Genomic DNA, 13,317 nt, shown 5'->3' with positions numbered 1-13,317 from the left:
GGAGGAAGGCGAGCCGGTCGCCGGTGGTGGACCCGCAGCAGACGTAGGTGATCCCTAGACAACAACTCGCCGCCGCTCAGCCAGAGGGCTGCCAGTTGGTCCGAAGATCACCAGCCGACGCCGCCGGGGACACCGGCCGTACAGGGACTGGGAGAAACCCGTGCGAGGGGCGTAGCAAGACACGGCTACGCCCCTTTGCCATGCCCGCGGGTAGGCTTGAGCGACCCCCTCGCGGCAGTGCCCGCTCAAGGCTCGCCGGCGCCGCCCTGAGGGCCGACGAGCCCCACTGACAAGGAGCGCCTCTTGAGCACCGTCATGGACCGCGAAGCGGACGAGCAGCCGACCCCGGCCGACCGGCGCGAGCGGCGAAGGCTCGCCGTCTTCGCCGACTCGCCGTGCGGCCGACGCCTGTCCCTCCCCGCCGCGCTGGTCCTCGCCCTCGCCTCCGGCGGCTTGGCCGTGCTCGCGTTCCCGCCCTACGGCTGGTGGCCGCTGGCCGCGGTCTCCGTCGCCGGCCTCGGCACCGCCGTCCACCGCAGGCGCCTGCGCGGCGGCCTGGGCATCGGCTTCGTCTACGGCCTGGCGTTCTTCATGCCGCTCCTGGCCTGGTCCTCGACGCAGGTCGGCCAGTGGCCGTGGCTCTTCCTGTCCGCGCTCCAAGCGCTCGCCACCGGCATCCTCGGCGCCGGCCTCGCCGTCTGCTCGCGCCTGATCGACCGCTACCGCTGGGCCTGGGCGCCGCTGACCGGCGTCGCCTGGGTCGCCCAGGAGGCCCTGCGCTCCCGCCAGCCCTTCGGCGGCTTCACCTGGGGCCGCCTGGCCTTCAGCCAGGCCGAGTCGCCCGCCGCGGCCGCCGCCTGGCTCGGCGGCGCGCCCCTGGTCTCCTTCGTCGTCGCCCTCGCCGGCGGCCTGCTGCTGACCGCCCTGTACCGCAGGCCCGACTGGCGCAAGGGCGCCGCGTTCGTCGCCGCCGCGGCCGTCCTCACCGTCGCCCCGGCCGCCCTGCCGATCGACGCCACCGCCCCGGCCGGGCAGACGGTCAACGTCGCCGTCGTCCAAGGCAACGTGCCCCGCCTCGGCCTCGATTTCAACGAGCAGCGCCGCGCCGTCCTCGACAACCACGTCCAGGCCACCCTCGACCTCGCCGACGCCGTCAACGAGGGCACCGCCGAACGGCCCGACATCGTCGTGTGGCCCGAGAACGCCTCCGACATCGACCCGCTCAACAACGCCGACGCCCACGCGCTCATCAGCCAGGCCGCCGCCGCCGTCGGCGCGCCCATCGCCTTGGGCGGCATCGTCCACGAGGACGACGGCACCCGCTACAACATGGTCATCGTGTGGGACCCCGAGGACGGGCCGGTCTTCATGTACGCCAAGCGCCACCCCGTGCCCTTCGCCGAATACGTGCCCTATAAGGACTTCTTCCGCACCGTCGCCGGATGGATCGACCCGCGCATGGCCGAGGGCATCGACTCCGTCGCCGGCTTCGAGGCCGGTACCGAGCCCGGCATCGTCCCCGTCGGGGACGTCACCCTCGCCGGTCTGATCTGCTTCGAGATCGCCTTCGACGCCGAGACGGCCGACTCGGTCCGCGACGGCGCGGAGATCCTCGCCGTCCAGACCAACAACGCGACCTTCGACGAGAAGGAGGCCGCCCAGCAGCTCGCCATGGTCCAGCTGCGCTCCATCGAGCACGGCAGGGACGGCCTGATGGCCTCCACCGTCGGCATCTCCGCCTTCACCGACCACACGGGAGCGACCTCCCAGGCGACCGAGTACAACACCGCCGCCGTCATCCAGAAGGAACTCACTCGTTCCACGGAGTCCACTCCGGCCACCCGGGCCGGTATCCTGCCCGAAGCGGTCCTCACCGCCGCCGCGCTGGTGGCCCTGGCCGCCGCGATCGCGCTCAACCTCCGCAGCCGCCGGGCCGAGGCCACGGCGACACCCGCGGATTAGCACAGAAAGCACGTCATGAGCACCACACCGGACCGGCCAGGCCCCTCCGCGCCCGGCCCGGCGCTCGTCGCCGTCCCCACCTTCAACGAACGCGACAACCTCGAGCACACCGTCGAGGCCGCCCGCCGCTCGTGCCCGGAGATCGACATCCTCGTCGTCGACGACAACTCGCCCGACGGCACCGGCGAGCTCGCCGACGCCCTCGCGGCGGGCGACGACCGCGTCCACGTCCTCCACAGGCCCGAGAAGCGGGGCCTGGGCGCGGCCTATCTCGCCGCGTTCGACTGGGCCGCGGAGCGCGGCTACCGGACCGTCGTCGAGATGGACGCCGACGGCTCCCACGACCCGGCCGACCTGCCGCGCCTCCTGGCCGCCCTCGGAGACGCCGAGGTCGCCATCGGCTCGCGCTACATCCCCGGCGGCCGGGTCCGCAACTGGCCCCTCCACCGGCTCGCGCTCTCCCGCGGCGCGGGCATGTACACCCGCCTCATGCTCGGCCTCGACGTCCAGGACGTCACCGCCGGCTACCGCGCCTACCGCCTGGACGCGCTCGACAAACTCGACCTGGGCACGGTCACCTCGGTCGGCTACTGCTTCCAGATCGACCTGACCTGGCGGGCGGTCAAGGCGGGGTTCACTATCACCGAAGTGCCCATCACCTTCACCGAGCGGCGCGCCGGGGCCTCCAAGATGAACCGGTCGATCACCGTCGAGGCGCTGCGCAATGTGACCCGCTGGGGCCTCGTCCACCGTTCGCGGCAACTGCGGAACGCGTTCCGGCGTGGCAGGATTGAGGCGTGACGCAACGCCGAGAGCCGAACGCGCCCGCCAGGGCCCCCTATCCCCTCCGGGTCGCCCTGGCGGCCTGGATCATCGCCGAGGCCGCGGCGTTCATCGGACTGGTCTACCTCATCGGCATCCTCTACACGCTGCTGATCTTCTTCGGCACCAGCGTCATCGGCGTGGTGCTCATCCAGTACGTCGGCGCCAAGTCCTTCCGGGCCGCGCGCGACTACCTCAACTCCGGCGGCGACCCCTCGCGCGAGATGCCGAACGGCTACGCGGTGGCCGGAGCGGTGTGCCTCATCGCCCCCGGCTTCGTGACCGACCTGATCGGCCTGCTCCTGCTCTTCCCGCCCTCGAGGCTGCTGTTCCGCGGCCTGGGCCGCACCATCGCCTCCAGGACACCTCCGGTGCGGTTCGGGAGCGGCGGCGACGTCATCGAAGGGGAGGTGCTCGACGAGGACGGCCCCGAGCCCCGACGCGACGGCGATGGCCCCCGCCCCATCGAATGACCCGAAGCCCCCACACCGCGCGAACAGTGCTGAAACACCCGCAAGAAGGCAAAAAATACGGCTCGCAGGCCTCTCAAGCGAGGCGTGCGAGCCTTTCTCGTGCGCGAGACGCGTCGAAGCGATTCGCGAGCCGTGGGTCAGCTCTCGCCGCGGCGGGCGCGCATCTCCTGGAGACGCTCGTCGAGGATGTCCTCGAGCTCCTCCATCGAGCGGCGCTCCAGCAGCATGTCCCAGTGCGTGCGCGGCGGCTTCGTCTTCTTCGTCTCGGGCTCTTCGCCGTCGACGAGCTTGGCCGTCGACCCGTCGAGCCGGCACTCCCACGTCAGCGGGATCTCGGCCTCGACGGCGAAGGGCACCTCGAAGCGGTGGCCCTGCGGGCACACGTAATCGCGGGTCTGGCGCGGGGCCAGCTCCGTGTTCCGGTCGGATTCGTAGCTGACGGCGCCGAGACGAGAGCCCCTCAGCATTCTGTCGCCCATGTTCCCCTGCACTTTCTTGAGCACTTGCCCTGAACAACGCTTGACCGGCCAGTCAGCGCTCTCCGCCGATCACGCCGAATTGCGGAGTTCCACTGTTCTCAACACCGTGGCCCGGCTGAATGTTTCCCGACGTCGACCCCCAAGTGTGACGCGACGGGCGTCCGGATGCCACGGACCTCCCCTTGAAGTGTGACACAACACCGTCACAATTCCGCCACGGCCGAGTGCGCACCGCCGCCGCGGCTCCTGGAGGCCCGCCGCTCCCGTGAAGGCCAACAGCACCATACTCGACCGCGGCCAGCGCCGCCGCAGCCGCCGCATCCGCCCGCAGGTAGCATCCGATGCGTTCGCGCTCGGGCGGACGGGGGAGACGGCGCCGAGCTCGGACGCCTCCTCTCGGACGGCCGACGCCGGCCGCGGCGCAAACGCTCGCCGACGCCCGGTGAAAGCGCCCCCAGGGTCACAGCCGGGGTGGGCGAGCTTAGTAAGGTGTGGTCAGACAAGGAGTTCTCACATGCACGTGCTTGGAATCGATTTCGGAACCTCGAACACCGTCGCCGTGCTGCGCTCGGCCGACGGCCGAGTCCGCCCGCTGCTGTTCGACGGCGCCCCGATCCTGCCCTCGGCGGTCTACTACAACTCCGACGGCCGCATGCTCGTCGGACGCGACGCCGAGCGCAACGCCCGCATGGACCCCGCCCGCTTCGAGCCGAACCCGAAGCGCCGCATCGACGACGGCTCGGTGTTCCTCGGCACCTCCGAGATCCCGGTGCCGCAGGTGTTCGCCTATGTCCTCCAGCAGGTCGCCCTCGAAGCCCAGCGGCAGGCCGGTCAGATGCCCGGACAGGTCCGCCTGACCCACCCGGCGCGGTGGGGCGAGCGGCGGCGCTCGATCCTGGTCGACGCGGCCCGCCTGGCCGGGCTGCCCGCGCCCCAGCTCATCCCCGAACCGGTGGCGGCGGCGTCCTACTTCACCTCCGTGCTCGGCACCGCCGTCCCGCCCGGGCGCAGCCTGGCGATCTACGACCTCGGCGGCGGCACCTTCGACGCGACCGTGGTGCGCCGCACCCAGACCGGCTTCGAAGTGCTCGCCGAGGAAGGCGTCGGCGACGTCGGCGGCCTCGACTTCGACCACGGCATCGTCGAGCATCTCGGCAAGACCTACGGCGTCTCCCACCCCGAGGACTGGCGGCGGCTGCTCAATCCCTCAGACGACCGCGACCGCCGCTACCGGCGCATGCTGTACGAGGACGTCCGCGGCGCCAAGGAGACGCTCTCGCGCACCGCCAGCGCCGACATCCACCTGCCGGCGCTCGAGGTCGACGCGCACCTGACGCGGGCGGAGTTCGAGGACATCGCCCGCCCGCCGCTGGAGCGCACCGTCGACTGCCTGCAGAAGGCCATCGGCTCGGCGCGGCTGAACCCGGCCGACCTGGTGGGGATCTTCCTCGTCGGCGGCTCTTCGCGCATCCCGATGATCTCCCAGCTCATCCACACCAAGCTGGGGGTGCCGCCGCAGACCTTCGAGCAGCCCGAGACCGTCGTCGTCGAGGGCGCCGTGCGCGCCTCGACCGGGCCGGCCCCGACCGAGCTGCCGCCGACCGGCCCGACCTCGGGCGGCCCCGTCTCGCCGTCGGGCGGGATGCCCTCGGGCCCCCGGCCTCCGGTGCAGGCGCCGCAGATGCTGCCTCCGCAGAACCCGATCCTCCACCCCCAGCCCTCGGCGCAGCAGCAGCCCGCGGCGGGCAAGCGCCCGCTGCACCAGGAGCCGGCGGTGCTGGTGACCGGCACGGCGGTGGTGGTCCTGTTCGTGGTCTTCTTCGTGCTGCTCGCCAACATCCTCAACTGACCGGCGCCGTGCCGCCAGACCGGTTCAAGACCGCTCCGCCGCGCCGTGGGCGACGGTGTAGCCGGCGCGGCGGTCGAGTTCGGCGATCTGGCCGTCGAGCCAGTCGATCTCGTTCAGGTTGACCGAGCGGTGGATCTGCATGAGGCCCTTGCGGAACGGTGAGTCGAGCTGTTCGGGCGGCACGGGGCGCCCCTGCTCGTCGTAGAACAGCTGCGTCGGCTGGTCGAGGTATTCGCGCCTGCGGGCCAGCACGATCGACTGCTCGCGCGGGTTGTCCAGGTGGTGGAGGAACGCCAGGAGCACGTACCACTTGTTGTCGTCGGTGATGAAGACCGGTTCGGGGTTGCGCAGCCAGCGGCGCAGCTGGTCGGTGCCCTCCTGGGTGATCTCGAGCATGTGGCGGGGCGCGGCCACCGAGCCGGGCGCGGTGCGCCTGGTGAGGCAGCCGGCCTCTTCGAGCTTCTTGATGGTCGGATAGAGCGTGCCGTCGGCGATGGGCCGGACGTGGCCGGCCAGGGCGGCGACCCGGTTCTTGAGGTCGTAGCCGTGGAGCGGGAAGTCCCGCAGGAATCCGAGTATGGCCATCTTCAACATGCCCATATCATTGCAGATTCAACAATATATCTCGACTACGAGACAGAGCTTTCCGCGGATTTTCTTGACCGATCCCAGCGCGGCCGCGCCCGAAAACCCCCACGCCAAGCGAAAGCGGGCCGGGCGAGCGCATGGCGGTACAGCTTCCGTTCTTAACAGATATATATCGGATTCGAGGTAAAGAACCTCTCCGGTGCTCCGGACCGAACCCATTCGAAAATGAGGAGCGCGGGCTTCGCCCGCGCGCTCACCGAGAACAGAGCGGCTCCGTGGGTCAGACGATGTCGAAGAACCACAGGGCGAGGTAGGCCGATCCGGCGAGGAAGACCAGGAAGACCAGGAGGACGAGCCAGCCGGCGGCGGCCTCGAAGACGCCCGGACGTCCGGTCTCGTCGCCCATCGTGTCCGTCTCGCCGATGGCCTGTTCGACCGGTCCCCAGGCGGCGTCGCTCATCATGCCCATGGGGACGTCTGCCTTGGCCGGCGGGTACCAGGGGCGGGGCTGCCGGGCGGTGGCGGTGCGGTTCGCCGGCTGGATTCGGCCGCGCCGGTTGTAGATGAAGATCGCGACATCGGACTCGTCGGCCGCGGCGGCCACGCTCGGCGGGCACGGCATCGAGGTGTACAGGTGCCGGTGGCGTCCGGGTGCGCCGGTGCCGATGATCATGGGGATGTCGTCGGGGTCGATCACGTGGCCGGGGAATTTGGCGGCCGCGACCGTCTTGGCCGATTGCGCGGCGATGGTCCACTGCGGGGCGGACAGCCTTTCGCCGTTCTTCTTCTCTAGATGCCGCAGGTGGGCGAGCATCAGGCGCAGCAGCGCGTAGTTGTCGGGTGCGAGGTCGGGGACGAGGTTCATACGGTGCAGTTTCACATATCGGTGCGAGTTCAGTCGCCCCAGAAGACCTCGATCTCGGCGCCGAGTTTTTTGAGTCGTTCGGTGAGTCGTTCGTAGCCGCGGTGGATGACGTTGACGTGGCGCAGCACTGAGGTGCCTTTGGCGCAGAGCATGGCGAGGAGGAGGACGACGGCGGGGCGCAGGGCGGGTGGGCAGACGACTTCGGTGCCGGACCAGCGGATCGGTCCGTCCACATAGATCCGGTGTGGGTCGAGGAGGCGGACGCGTCCGCCGAGTCGGTTCAGTTCGGTGAGGTAGATCGCCCGGTTCTCGTAGACCCAGTCGTGGATGAGTGTGGAGCCCTCGGCGCAGGAGGCGATGAGGGCGAAGAAGGGGAGGTTGTCGATGTTGAGGCCGGGGAAGGGCATGGGGTGGATCTTGTCGATGGGGGCGTGGAGCTCGGAGGGGTGGACGGTGAGGTCGAGCAGGCGGGTGCGGCCGTTGGCGGCGAGGTATTCGGTGTCGCAGGTGTAGCGCAGGCCCATTTCTTCGGCGAGGGCGAGTTCGATTTCGACGAATTCGATGGGGACGCGGCGGACGGTGATCTCGGATTGGGTGACGATGCCGGCGGTGATGAGGCTCCAGGCTTCGATGGGGTCTTCGGAGGGGGCGTAGTCGATGTCGACGTCGATGGTCTCGCGGCCGTGGACGGTGATGGTGGTGGTGCCGATGCCGTCGATGCGGACGCCGAGTCGTTCGAGGTAGAAGCAGAGGTCTTGGACCATGTAGTTGCATGAGGCGTTGCGGATGGTGGTGGGTGCGGGGTGGCGTGCGGCGGCCATGATGGCGTTTTCGGTGACGGTGTCGCCGCGTTCGGTCAGGACGATGGTGCCGGGGGGTTCGGTCTTCTCTTTGACGGAGGCGTGGTAGCAGCCGTGGGAGGTTTCGACGGAGAGGCCGAAGCGGCGGAGGGCGACCATGTGGGGTTCGACGGTGCGGTCGCCGAGTTCGCAGCCGCCGGCGAAGGGGAGTTCGAATTCGGGGTATTCGTGGAGGAGGGGGCCGAGGAACATGATGATGGATCGGGTGCGGCGGGCGGCGTCGGCGTCGATGCGGGTGAGGTCGAGGTGGTCGGGTGGGTCGATTTCGAGGTCGCCGTCGGGGCCGAGCCAGCGGTAGCGGACGCCCATGCTGGCGAGGACGCGGAGGATGCGGTTGACCTCTTCGATGCGGGCGACGCGGCGGAGGGTGGTGGTGCCTTTGTTGAGGAGGCTGGCGCATAGGAGTGCGACGCCGGCGTTCTTGGAGGTTTTGACGTCGATGGAGCCGGAGAGGGTGACGCCGCCGCGGACGCGCAGGTGGATGGGGGCCGTTGAGGTGGGGCGCGTGCCGGCTTCGGTCTCGAGCATGGCGTCAGACTAGCGGAGTCGGGGGTGTTTCTGTGGGGTTCGGGGGCACCGGCCCTAGGGGGTTTGGGGGTAGGGGTCTGGGGCGGGGCCGATGCCTTCGGCTTCGCGGAGGAGTTCGTCGAGGATTTCCATGACGGCGGCGACGGCGGGGCGGCGGGCGGCGCCGCGGAGGGTGACGGCGCGGAAGTGGCGGAATGGGGTGAAGGGGCCGGAGACGGGGATGCGGGTGAGGTCGAGGTGGGGTGGGAGGTCGACGAGGCGGGGGACGAGGGCGACGCCGAGTCCGTGGGCGACCATGATGGCGATGACGTTCCATTCGCGGGCTTCGCCGATGACGGTGGGGCGGAATCCGGCGTTGGAGCAGGCGGTGAGGACGTGGCGGCGGTGGATGGAGCCGGGGACGCCGATGACCCAGGGTTCGCGTTCGAGTGAGCGCAGGTCGATGGTGGTGGTGTCGGTGAGGTGGTGGTCTGCGGGGACGACGAGGTCGAAGGGGTCGTTGAAGACGGTTTGGGAGTCGAAGCGGATGTCTTCGGGGGGCGGGTTGTCGGGGGTGGCTTCGACGAGGGCGAGGTCGGCTTCGCCGGCGAAGAGGAGGTCGAAGCTTTCGGAGGCTTCGGTTTCGCGGAGGCGCAGTTCGAGGGCGGGGTGGCGGGTGCGGGCGCGGTCGACGAGGGGGGCGAGGAGGGTGGCGATGGCGGTGGGGAATCCGCACAGGCGCAGGAGGCCGGAGGGTTCGCCTTCGGTGGCTTGGAGTTCGGCTTCGGCGAGGCGCCACATGGCTTCGATGGCGTCGATGTGGGCGAGGAGGATCTGGGCGGCGGAGGAGAGGCGGACGCGGCGGCCGTGGGGTTCGAGGAGGGGGACGCCGAGTTCTTTGGAGAGGAGGCGGATCTGCTGTGAGGCGGCGGAGGTGGACATGTGCAGGGATTTGGCGGCGCCGGAGACGGTGCCGTGGTGGGCGATGGCGCGCAGGACGTGGAGTCGGCGCAGATCGATCACGGTGTGGGCCTCCTTGACGCTTAAGCCTTCGCTTCACAGTGAGTTTCGCAAACTCAGGCTGCCGGTGTGTTGTGCCCCGGGCGAATGAGGTCTTACATTCGATGTGCGGGCGTCGACCCGCGACGATCTCATGTTTTCAGACATCCTGTGAGGAGGAAGGCTCATGCTGTGCTGCCCGTTTTGTGGTTGGCCTGATGACGATCCGGTGACGACTGTCTCTGTGCATCCGACACCGTCGGGCGTCACGATGTGGACGCGGTGCGCTTGTGGGTCGCTTCAGACCAGGGTGCTTCGCGGTGCGACGGCCGTGGTGACGGCGCGGAGCCGTCCGAGTGCGCGGGCCGCCGCCGTCTGATCGGGGCTGCCCCTCCCGAGGTCCCCCTACTTTTCTCACCTCTCTTTTTTGCACGTCGCCGCGGTGCGGCGGTGTTGGCGTGCGTTCGTGTCTTGAACCTGTGACTGAGAAGGATTTCGCTGCAATGCTGGACTTCGACCTGCGCATGGTGCTCCAGATCGCCGGGGCGCTGCTGTGCGTGGCCAACTATCTGCTCATTCAGACTCGTCGTATCACGGCGACGCAGCCGACGTCGCTGCTGATCGTGGCCTCTGGTGGGGTCATTCTGCTCGCTTCGGCGATCATGGGCGCCGACTGGGGCCTGATCATCTTGGAGGTGTCGTGGCTGGTCATGGTGTCGGTGACCTTGGTCGTGCGGCATCGTGAGGCGGTGGCGACCGCTGCGGCGGGCGCGGAGGCGAGTGGTGAGTCGGCGCCGGTCGGGTCGGTGGAGGCGCCTGCCGCGGTGTTCGACATGGGGAACACCGGTGAGCTCGAGCTGGTCGGTGCGGGCCGCTAGTCTGCACGTGTGACAATCCGAGTGCTGATCGCCGACGATCAGGAGATGGTGCGGGCCGGGTTCCGGGCGATTATCGATGCGCAGAGCGACATGGAGGTCGTGGCCGATGCCGCCGACGGTGTGGAGGCGGTGGCGCAGGCGCGTCGGCATCGCCCGGACGTGTGTCTGTTCGATATCCGGATGCCGCGGTTGGACGGCTTGGAGGCGACGCGGACGTTGCTGGCGGGTGGTTCGGGTCCGCGGATCGTGGTGGTGACCACGTTCGATACCGATGAGTACGTGTACGGGGCGTTGCGGTCGGGTGCGACGGGGTTCTTGTTGAAGGATTCGGGTCCGACGCTGCTGGTGGAGGCGGTGCGGGCGGCTTCTGACGGGGAGTCGCTGGTGTCGCCGTCGGTGACGGTGCGGCTGTTGCAGCGTCTGGCCGAGCCGGTGGCGCGGGGTCCGAAGGCCGAGGAGGTGTTGACCGAGCGTGAGCTGGACGTGGTCGAGCATGTGGCGCGGGGTCGGACGAACGCGGAGATCGCGGGGGCGTTGTTCGTGTCGGTCTCGACGGTGAAGACGCATCTGGAGGCGGTGCGGATGAAGTTGGGGGCGCGCAATCGCACGGAGATCGCGATCTGGGCGTGGGAGCACGGTGTCGTCGGCTGATCCGGTGCGGACCTTGGCGGTGCCGGAGTTCACTGCCGAGTCGGTGGTGATGCGGTCGCGGTTCGTCTGCACGGTGTACCGGGTGGCCGATGAGGCGGCGGTGCGGGAGCGGATCGCCGAGCGGCGGCGGGCGATGTGGGGTGCTTCGCATCATTGCACGGCTTACATTCTCGGTGGTGGTGCGGTCGAGCGGTCGGGTGATGACGGGGAGCCTGGGGGGACGGCGGGGGCGCCGATGCTGGAGGTGTTGCGGGGGCGTGGTCTCAGTGAGGTGTTGGCGGTGGTGTCGCGGTATTTCGGTGGGGTGAAGCTGGGTGCTGGTGGTTTGGTGCGGGCCTATGGCGGGGCGGTGTCGCGGGCGGTCGAGGGGGCCGGGACGGTGGTGGTGGCGGTGTGGTCGCGGCTGCGGGTGCGGCTCGACTACGGGCGGGCCGGGAGTCTGGAGGGGCTGTTGCGGTTGCGGGAGGATGTGCGGTTGTGCGGGGTGGATTTCGCTTCGGTGGTGGTCTTCGATGTGGCCTGTGCCGATGTGGAGGTGTTCGTGGCGTGGTTGGCGTCGCAGACGGCGGGGGCCGCTGAGGTCGAGCCGGCGGGGTCGGTGCGGGTGGAGTTGTAAGCTGTTGCTTTCCGAGAGATGGGGCATGTGATGACCGACCATGATGTGAACGATAACTCTACGGCGGGGCGGTTCCCGAACCCGTTCATCGAGCAGCGGGCCGACCCCCAGATCGTCCGCCACAGCGACGGCCGCTACTACTTCACCGCCACCGTCCCGTCCTTCGACCGGATCGTGCTGCGCGCCTCGGAGTCCCTCGCCGGACTCCGGGAGGCCGAGGAGGTGACGATCTGGACCGCCCACGAGTCCGGCCCGATGGGCTCGCACATCTGGGCGCCCGAACTCCACTGGATCGACGGCGCCTGGTACGTCTACTTCGCCGCCGGCGAGGCCGGCGACGAGACCGCCGACGTCTGGCGCATCCGCATGTACGTCCTGGAGAACACCGGAGCGAACCCCTTGGAGGGCACCTGGACCGAGCGCGGGCGGATCCGGACCCCGATCGACTCGTTCTCCCTGGACGCGACCACCTTCGCCTGCGCCGGGCGCCGCTACCTGTGCTGGGCCCAGCACAACCCGGCCCTGCCGGAGACCAACACCAGCCTCTACCTCGCCGAACTGGCCGACCCCTGGACCCTCGCCGGCGAGCCGGTCGAGCTCTCGCGGCCCGAGGCGGCGTGGGAGACGATCCGCTTCGCCGTCAACGAGGGCCCCTACGCCATCGTCCGCGACGGGCGCGTCCTGATCACCTACTCCGCCTCGGGGACCGGCGCCGAGTACTGCGTCGGCCTGCTCAGCGCCGAGGTCGGATCCGATCTGCTCGACCCCGCCTCGTGGACCAAGCACGACGAGCCGGTCTTCGCCACCAGCGAGGCGAACGGGATCTACGGGCCCGGCCACAACGCGTTCACCGTCGACGAGGACGGGCGCGACGTGCTGGTCTTCCACGCCCGCGCCTACGCCGAGATCGAGGGCGACCCGCTCGACAACCCCGACCGGCACTGCCGTCTCCAACGGTTCGACTGGTCGGAGGCGGGCCTGCCGGTGTTCGGCGAGCCGCTGCCCGAGCGGCGGTAGGGGCGAGGCGGCCCGGCAGCGGGCTGTACGGTGGCTTCGCGACCAGGGAGAGGGAGTGCGGCGATGGGCGGCGGAACGGGGAGCGGGACCGGGGCCCGTCTGAGCCGGGAGCGCGTCCTGCGGGCCGCCGCGGCGCTGGCCGATGCGGGCGGGGTCGGGGCGGTGACGATGCGCGGCCTCGCCGAGTCGCTCGGCGTGGAGGCGATGTCGCTGTACCACCACGTGGCGAACAAGGAGGCCGTCCTCGACGGGCTCGTGGAGGTCGTCATGGCCGAGATCACCGCGGCGGTGGACGCATTGGACGAGGACGGCCTCGACTGGCGGGCGGCGATGCGCCGGCGCGTGCTCACCGCCCGGCAGGTGCTGCTGCGCCACCCGTGGGCGCCCGGCGTGTTCGAGACGCGCACGGGGGGGAGTCTGCCGGTGGCCCGCTACTACGACGGCCTGCTGGCGCTGATGCTGCGCGGCGGCTTCAGCTACGACCTGGGGCATCGGGCGCTGCACGCCCTGGGGAGCCGGGCCCTGGGCTTCTCGCAGGAGCTGTTCGAGCCGGCCGGCGGAGGCGAGGCGATGCCCCAGGAGGCGGTGGCGGCCATGGCCGAACAGGTCCCGCATCTGGCCGCGATGGTCGCCGAGGCCGCCCACGGCTCGTCGGGGCGGCTGGGCTGGTGCGACTACCAGGCCGAGTTCGAGTTCGGGCTCGATCTGATCCTCGAGGGCCTCGAACGGCTCCGCGCCGGATCCTGAACCC

The 13,317-nt window shown here is 70.0% G+C and carries 14 protein-coding genes; 9 read left to right on the top strand and 5 right to left on the bottom strand.

What is annotated here, in order from left to right:
- The first annotated feature begins 315 nt into the window (after positions 1-315).
- Genes lnt through YWW_RS34410 form a run of 3 tightly spaced genes read left to right on the top strand, consistent with a single transcriptional unit; the run spans position 316 to position 3,257 of the window.
- Positions 316-1,962, top strand: coding sequence for an apolipoprotein N-acyltransferase (gene lnt / locus YWW_RS0121225; protein ID WP_081687656.1), 1,647 nt, complete (start codon positions 316-318; stop codon positions 1,960-1,962).
- Between the two features lie 15 nt (positions 1,963-1,977).
- A complete protein-coding gene (locus YWW_RS0121220) occupies positions 1,978-2,763 on the top strand; it encodes a polyprenol monophosphomannose synthase (RefSeq protein ID WP_026931682.1) in 786 nt (261 codons plus the stop codon).
- Positions 2,760-3,257 (top strand): FxsA family protein, encoded by a 498-nt coding sequence (locus YWW_RS34410; RefSeq protein ID WP_051326137.1) that lies wholly within the window; start codon positions 2,760-2,762, stop codon positions 3,255-3,257. The genes YWW_RS0121220 and YWW_RS34410 overlap by 4 nt, the downstream gene beginning before the upstream one ends.
- A 137-nt stretch (positions 3,258-3,394) precedes the next feature.
- On the opposite strand, the gene YWW_RS0121210 is transcribed toward YWW_RS34410, so the two are convergent.
- Entirely contained in the window at positions 3,395-3,736 is a 342-nt protein-coding gene (locus YWW_RS0121210) for an RNA polymerase-binding protein RbpA (RefSeq protein WP_026931681.1), read from the bottom strand.
- A gap of 514 nt (positions 3,737-4,250) precedes the next feature.
- Here YWW_RS0121210 and YWW_RS32080 point away from each other — a divergent pair.
- A complete protein-coding gene (locus YWW_RS32080) occupies positions 4,251-5,585 on the top strand; it encodes an Hsp70 family protein (protein WP_051326136.1) in 1,335 nt (444 codons plus the stop codon).
- Between the two features lie 24 nt (positions 5,586-5,609).
- Here the strand turns inward: YWW_RS32080 and YWW_RS32075 are convergent, their stop codons facing one another.
- The 4 genes from YWW_RS32075 to YWW_RS32065 form a co-directional block, all read right to left on the bottom strand.
- The gene (locus YWW_RS32075; protein WP_081687641.1) at positions 5,610-6,179 is read right to left on the bottom strand and encodes a PadR family transcriptional regulator; all 570 of its coding nucleotides are present in this window, start codon (positions 6,177-6,179) and stop codon (positions 5,610-5,612) included.
- Positions 6,180-6,453: 274 nt separating this feature from the next.
- On the bottom strand, positions 6,454-7,038 hold the full coding sequence (locus YWW_RS0121195; protein ID WP_026931680.1) for a hypothetical protein: 585 nt from the start codon (positions 7,036-7,038) through the stop codon (positions 6,454-6,456).
- 29 nt (positions 7,039-7,067) lie between these two features.
- Complete coding sequence (locus YWW_RS32070; RefSeq protein ID WP_051326134.1) at positions 7,068-8,426, bottom strand: UDP-N-acetylglucosamine 1-carboxyvinyltransferase; 1,359 nt, start codon at positions 8,424-8,426, stop codon at positions 7,068-7,070.
- A 54-nt stretch (positions 8,427-8,480) separates the two neighbouring features.
- Positions 8,481-9,428, bottom strand: a complete 948-nt coding sequence (locus YWW_RS32065) for a LysR family transcriptional regulator (RefSeq protein WP_051326133.1) — start codon at positions 9,426-9,428, stop codon at positions 8,481-8,483.
- Between the two features lie 479 nt (positions 9,429-9,907).
- Between YWW_RS32065 and YWW_RS0121180 the strand changes: the two genes are divergently transcribed.
- From YWW_RS0121180 to YWW_RS0121160, 5 genes are all read left to right on the top strand, one after another.
- The gene (locus YWW_RS0121180) at positions 9,908-10,282 is read left to right on the top strand and encodes a CBU_0592 family membrane protein (RefSeq protein ID WP_026931679.1); all 375 of its coding nucleotides are present in this window, start codon (positions 9,908-9,910) and stop codon (positions 10,280-10,282) included.
- A gap of 9 nt (positions 10,283-10,291) precedes the next feature.
- Positions 10,292-10,933 carry a response regulator gene (locus YWW_RS0121175; protein ID WP_026931678.1) on the top strand — a complete coding sequence of 214 codons (642 nt, stop codon included), beginning with the start codon at positions 10,292-10,294 and terminating at the stop codon, positions 10,931-10,933.
- The gene (locus YWW_RS0121170) at positions 10,920-11,549 is read left to right on the top strand and encodes an IMPACT family protein (RefSeq protein ID WP_245595482.1); all 630 of its coding nucleotides are present in this window, start codon (positions 10,920-10,922) and stop codon (positions 11,547-11,549) included. Before YWW_RS0121175 ends, YWW_RS0121170 begins: the two co-directional genes overlap by 14 nt.
- A 45-nt stretch (positions 11,550-11,594) precedes the next feature.
- A complete protein-coding gene (locus tag YWW_RS0121165) occupies positions 11,595-12,566 on the top strand; it encodes a glycoside hydrolase family 43 protein (protein ID WP_026931676.1) in 972 nt (323 codons plus the stop codon).
- Between the two features lie 63 nt (positions 12,567-12,629).
- Positions 12,630-13,313, top strand: a complete 684-nt coding sequence (locus YWW_RS0121160) for a TetR/AcrR family transcriptional regulator C-terminal domain-containing protein (RefSeq protein ID WP_026931675.1) — start codon at positions 12,630-12,632, stop codon at positions 13,311-13,313.
- Positions 13,314-13,317: the final 4 nt, after the last annotated feature.

This window comes from Glycomyces tenuis DSM 44171 (assembly GCF_000427885.1).
GTDB lineage: Bacteria > Actinomycetota > Actinomycetes > Mycobacteriales > Micromonosporaceae > Glycomyces > Glycomyces tenuis.
The sequence above is the reverse complement of the archived record's forward strand: the minus strand, read 5'-3'. Positions and strand labels throughout refer to the sequence as shown.

Bases quoted from the DNA above. Each gene is read 5' to 3' on its own strand.
- YWW_RS32075 (WP_081687641.1), bottom strand. From the start codon at position 6,179: ATGTTGAAGATGGCCATACTCGGATTCCTGCGGGACTTCCCGCTCCAC.
- YWW_RS32070 (WP_051326134.1), bottom strand. From the start codon at position 8,426: ATGCTCGAGACCGAAGCCGGCACGCGCCCCACCTCAACGGCCCCCATC.
- YWW_RS32080 (WP_051326136.1), top strand. From the start codon at position 4,251: ATGCACGTGCTTGGAATCGATTTCGGAACCTCGAACACCGTCGCCGTG.
- YWW_RS0121180 (WP_026931679.1), top strand. From the start codon at position 9,908: ATGCTGGACTTCGACCTGCGCATGGTGCTCCAGATCGCCGGGGCGCTG.
- lnt (WP_081687656.1), top strand. From the start codon at position 316: ATGGACCGCGAAGCGGACGAGCAGCCGACCCCGGCCGACCGGCGCGAG.
- YWW_RS0121160 (WP_026931675.1), top strand. From the start codon at position 12,630: ATGGGCGGCGGAACGGGGAGCGGGACCGGGGCCCGTCTGAGCCGGGAG.
- YWW_RS0121210 (WP_026931681.1), bottom strand. From the start codon at position 3,736: ATGGGCGACAGAATGCTGAGGGGCTCTCGTCTCGGCGCCGTCAGCTAC.
- YWW_RS0121195 (WP_026931680.1), bottom strand. From the start codon at position 7,038: ATGAACCTCGTCCCCGACCTCGCACCCGACAACTACGCGCTGCTGCGC.
- YWW_RS0121220 (WP_026931682.1), top strand. From the start codon at position 1,978: ATGAGCACCACACCGGACCGGCCAGGCCCCTCCGCGCCCGGCCCGGCG.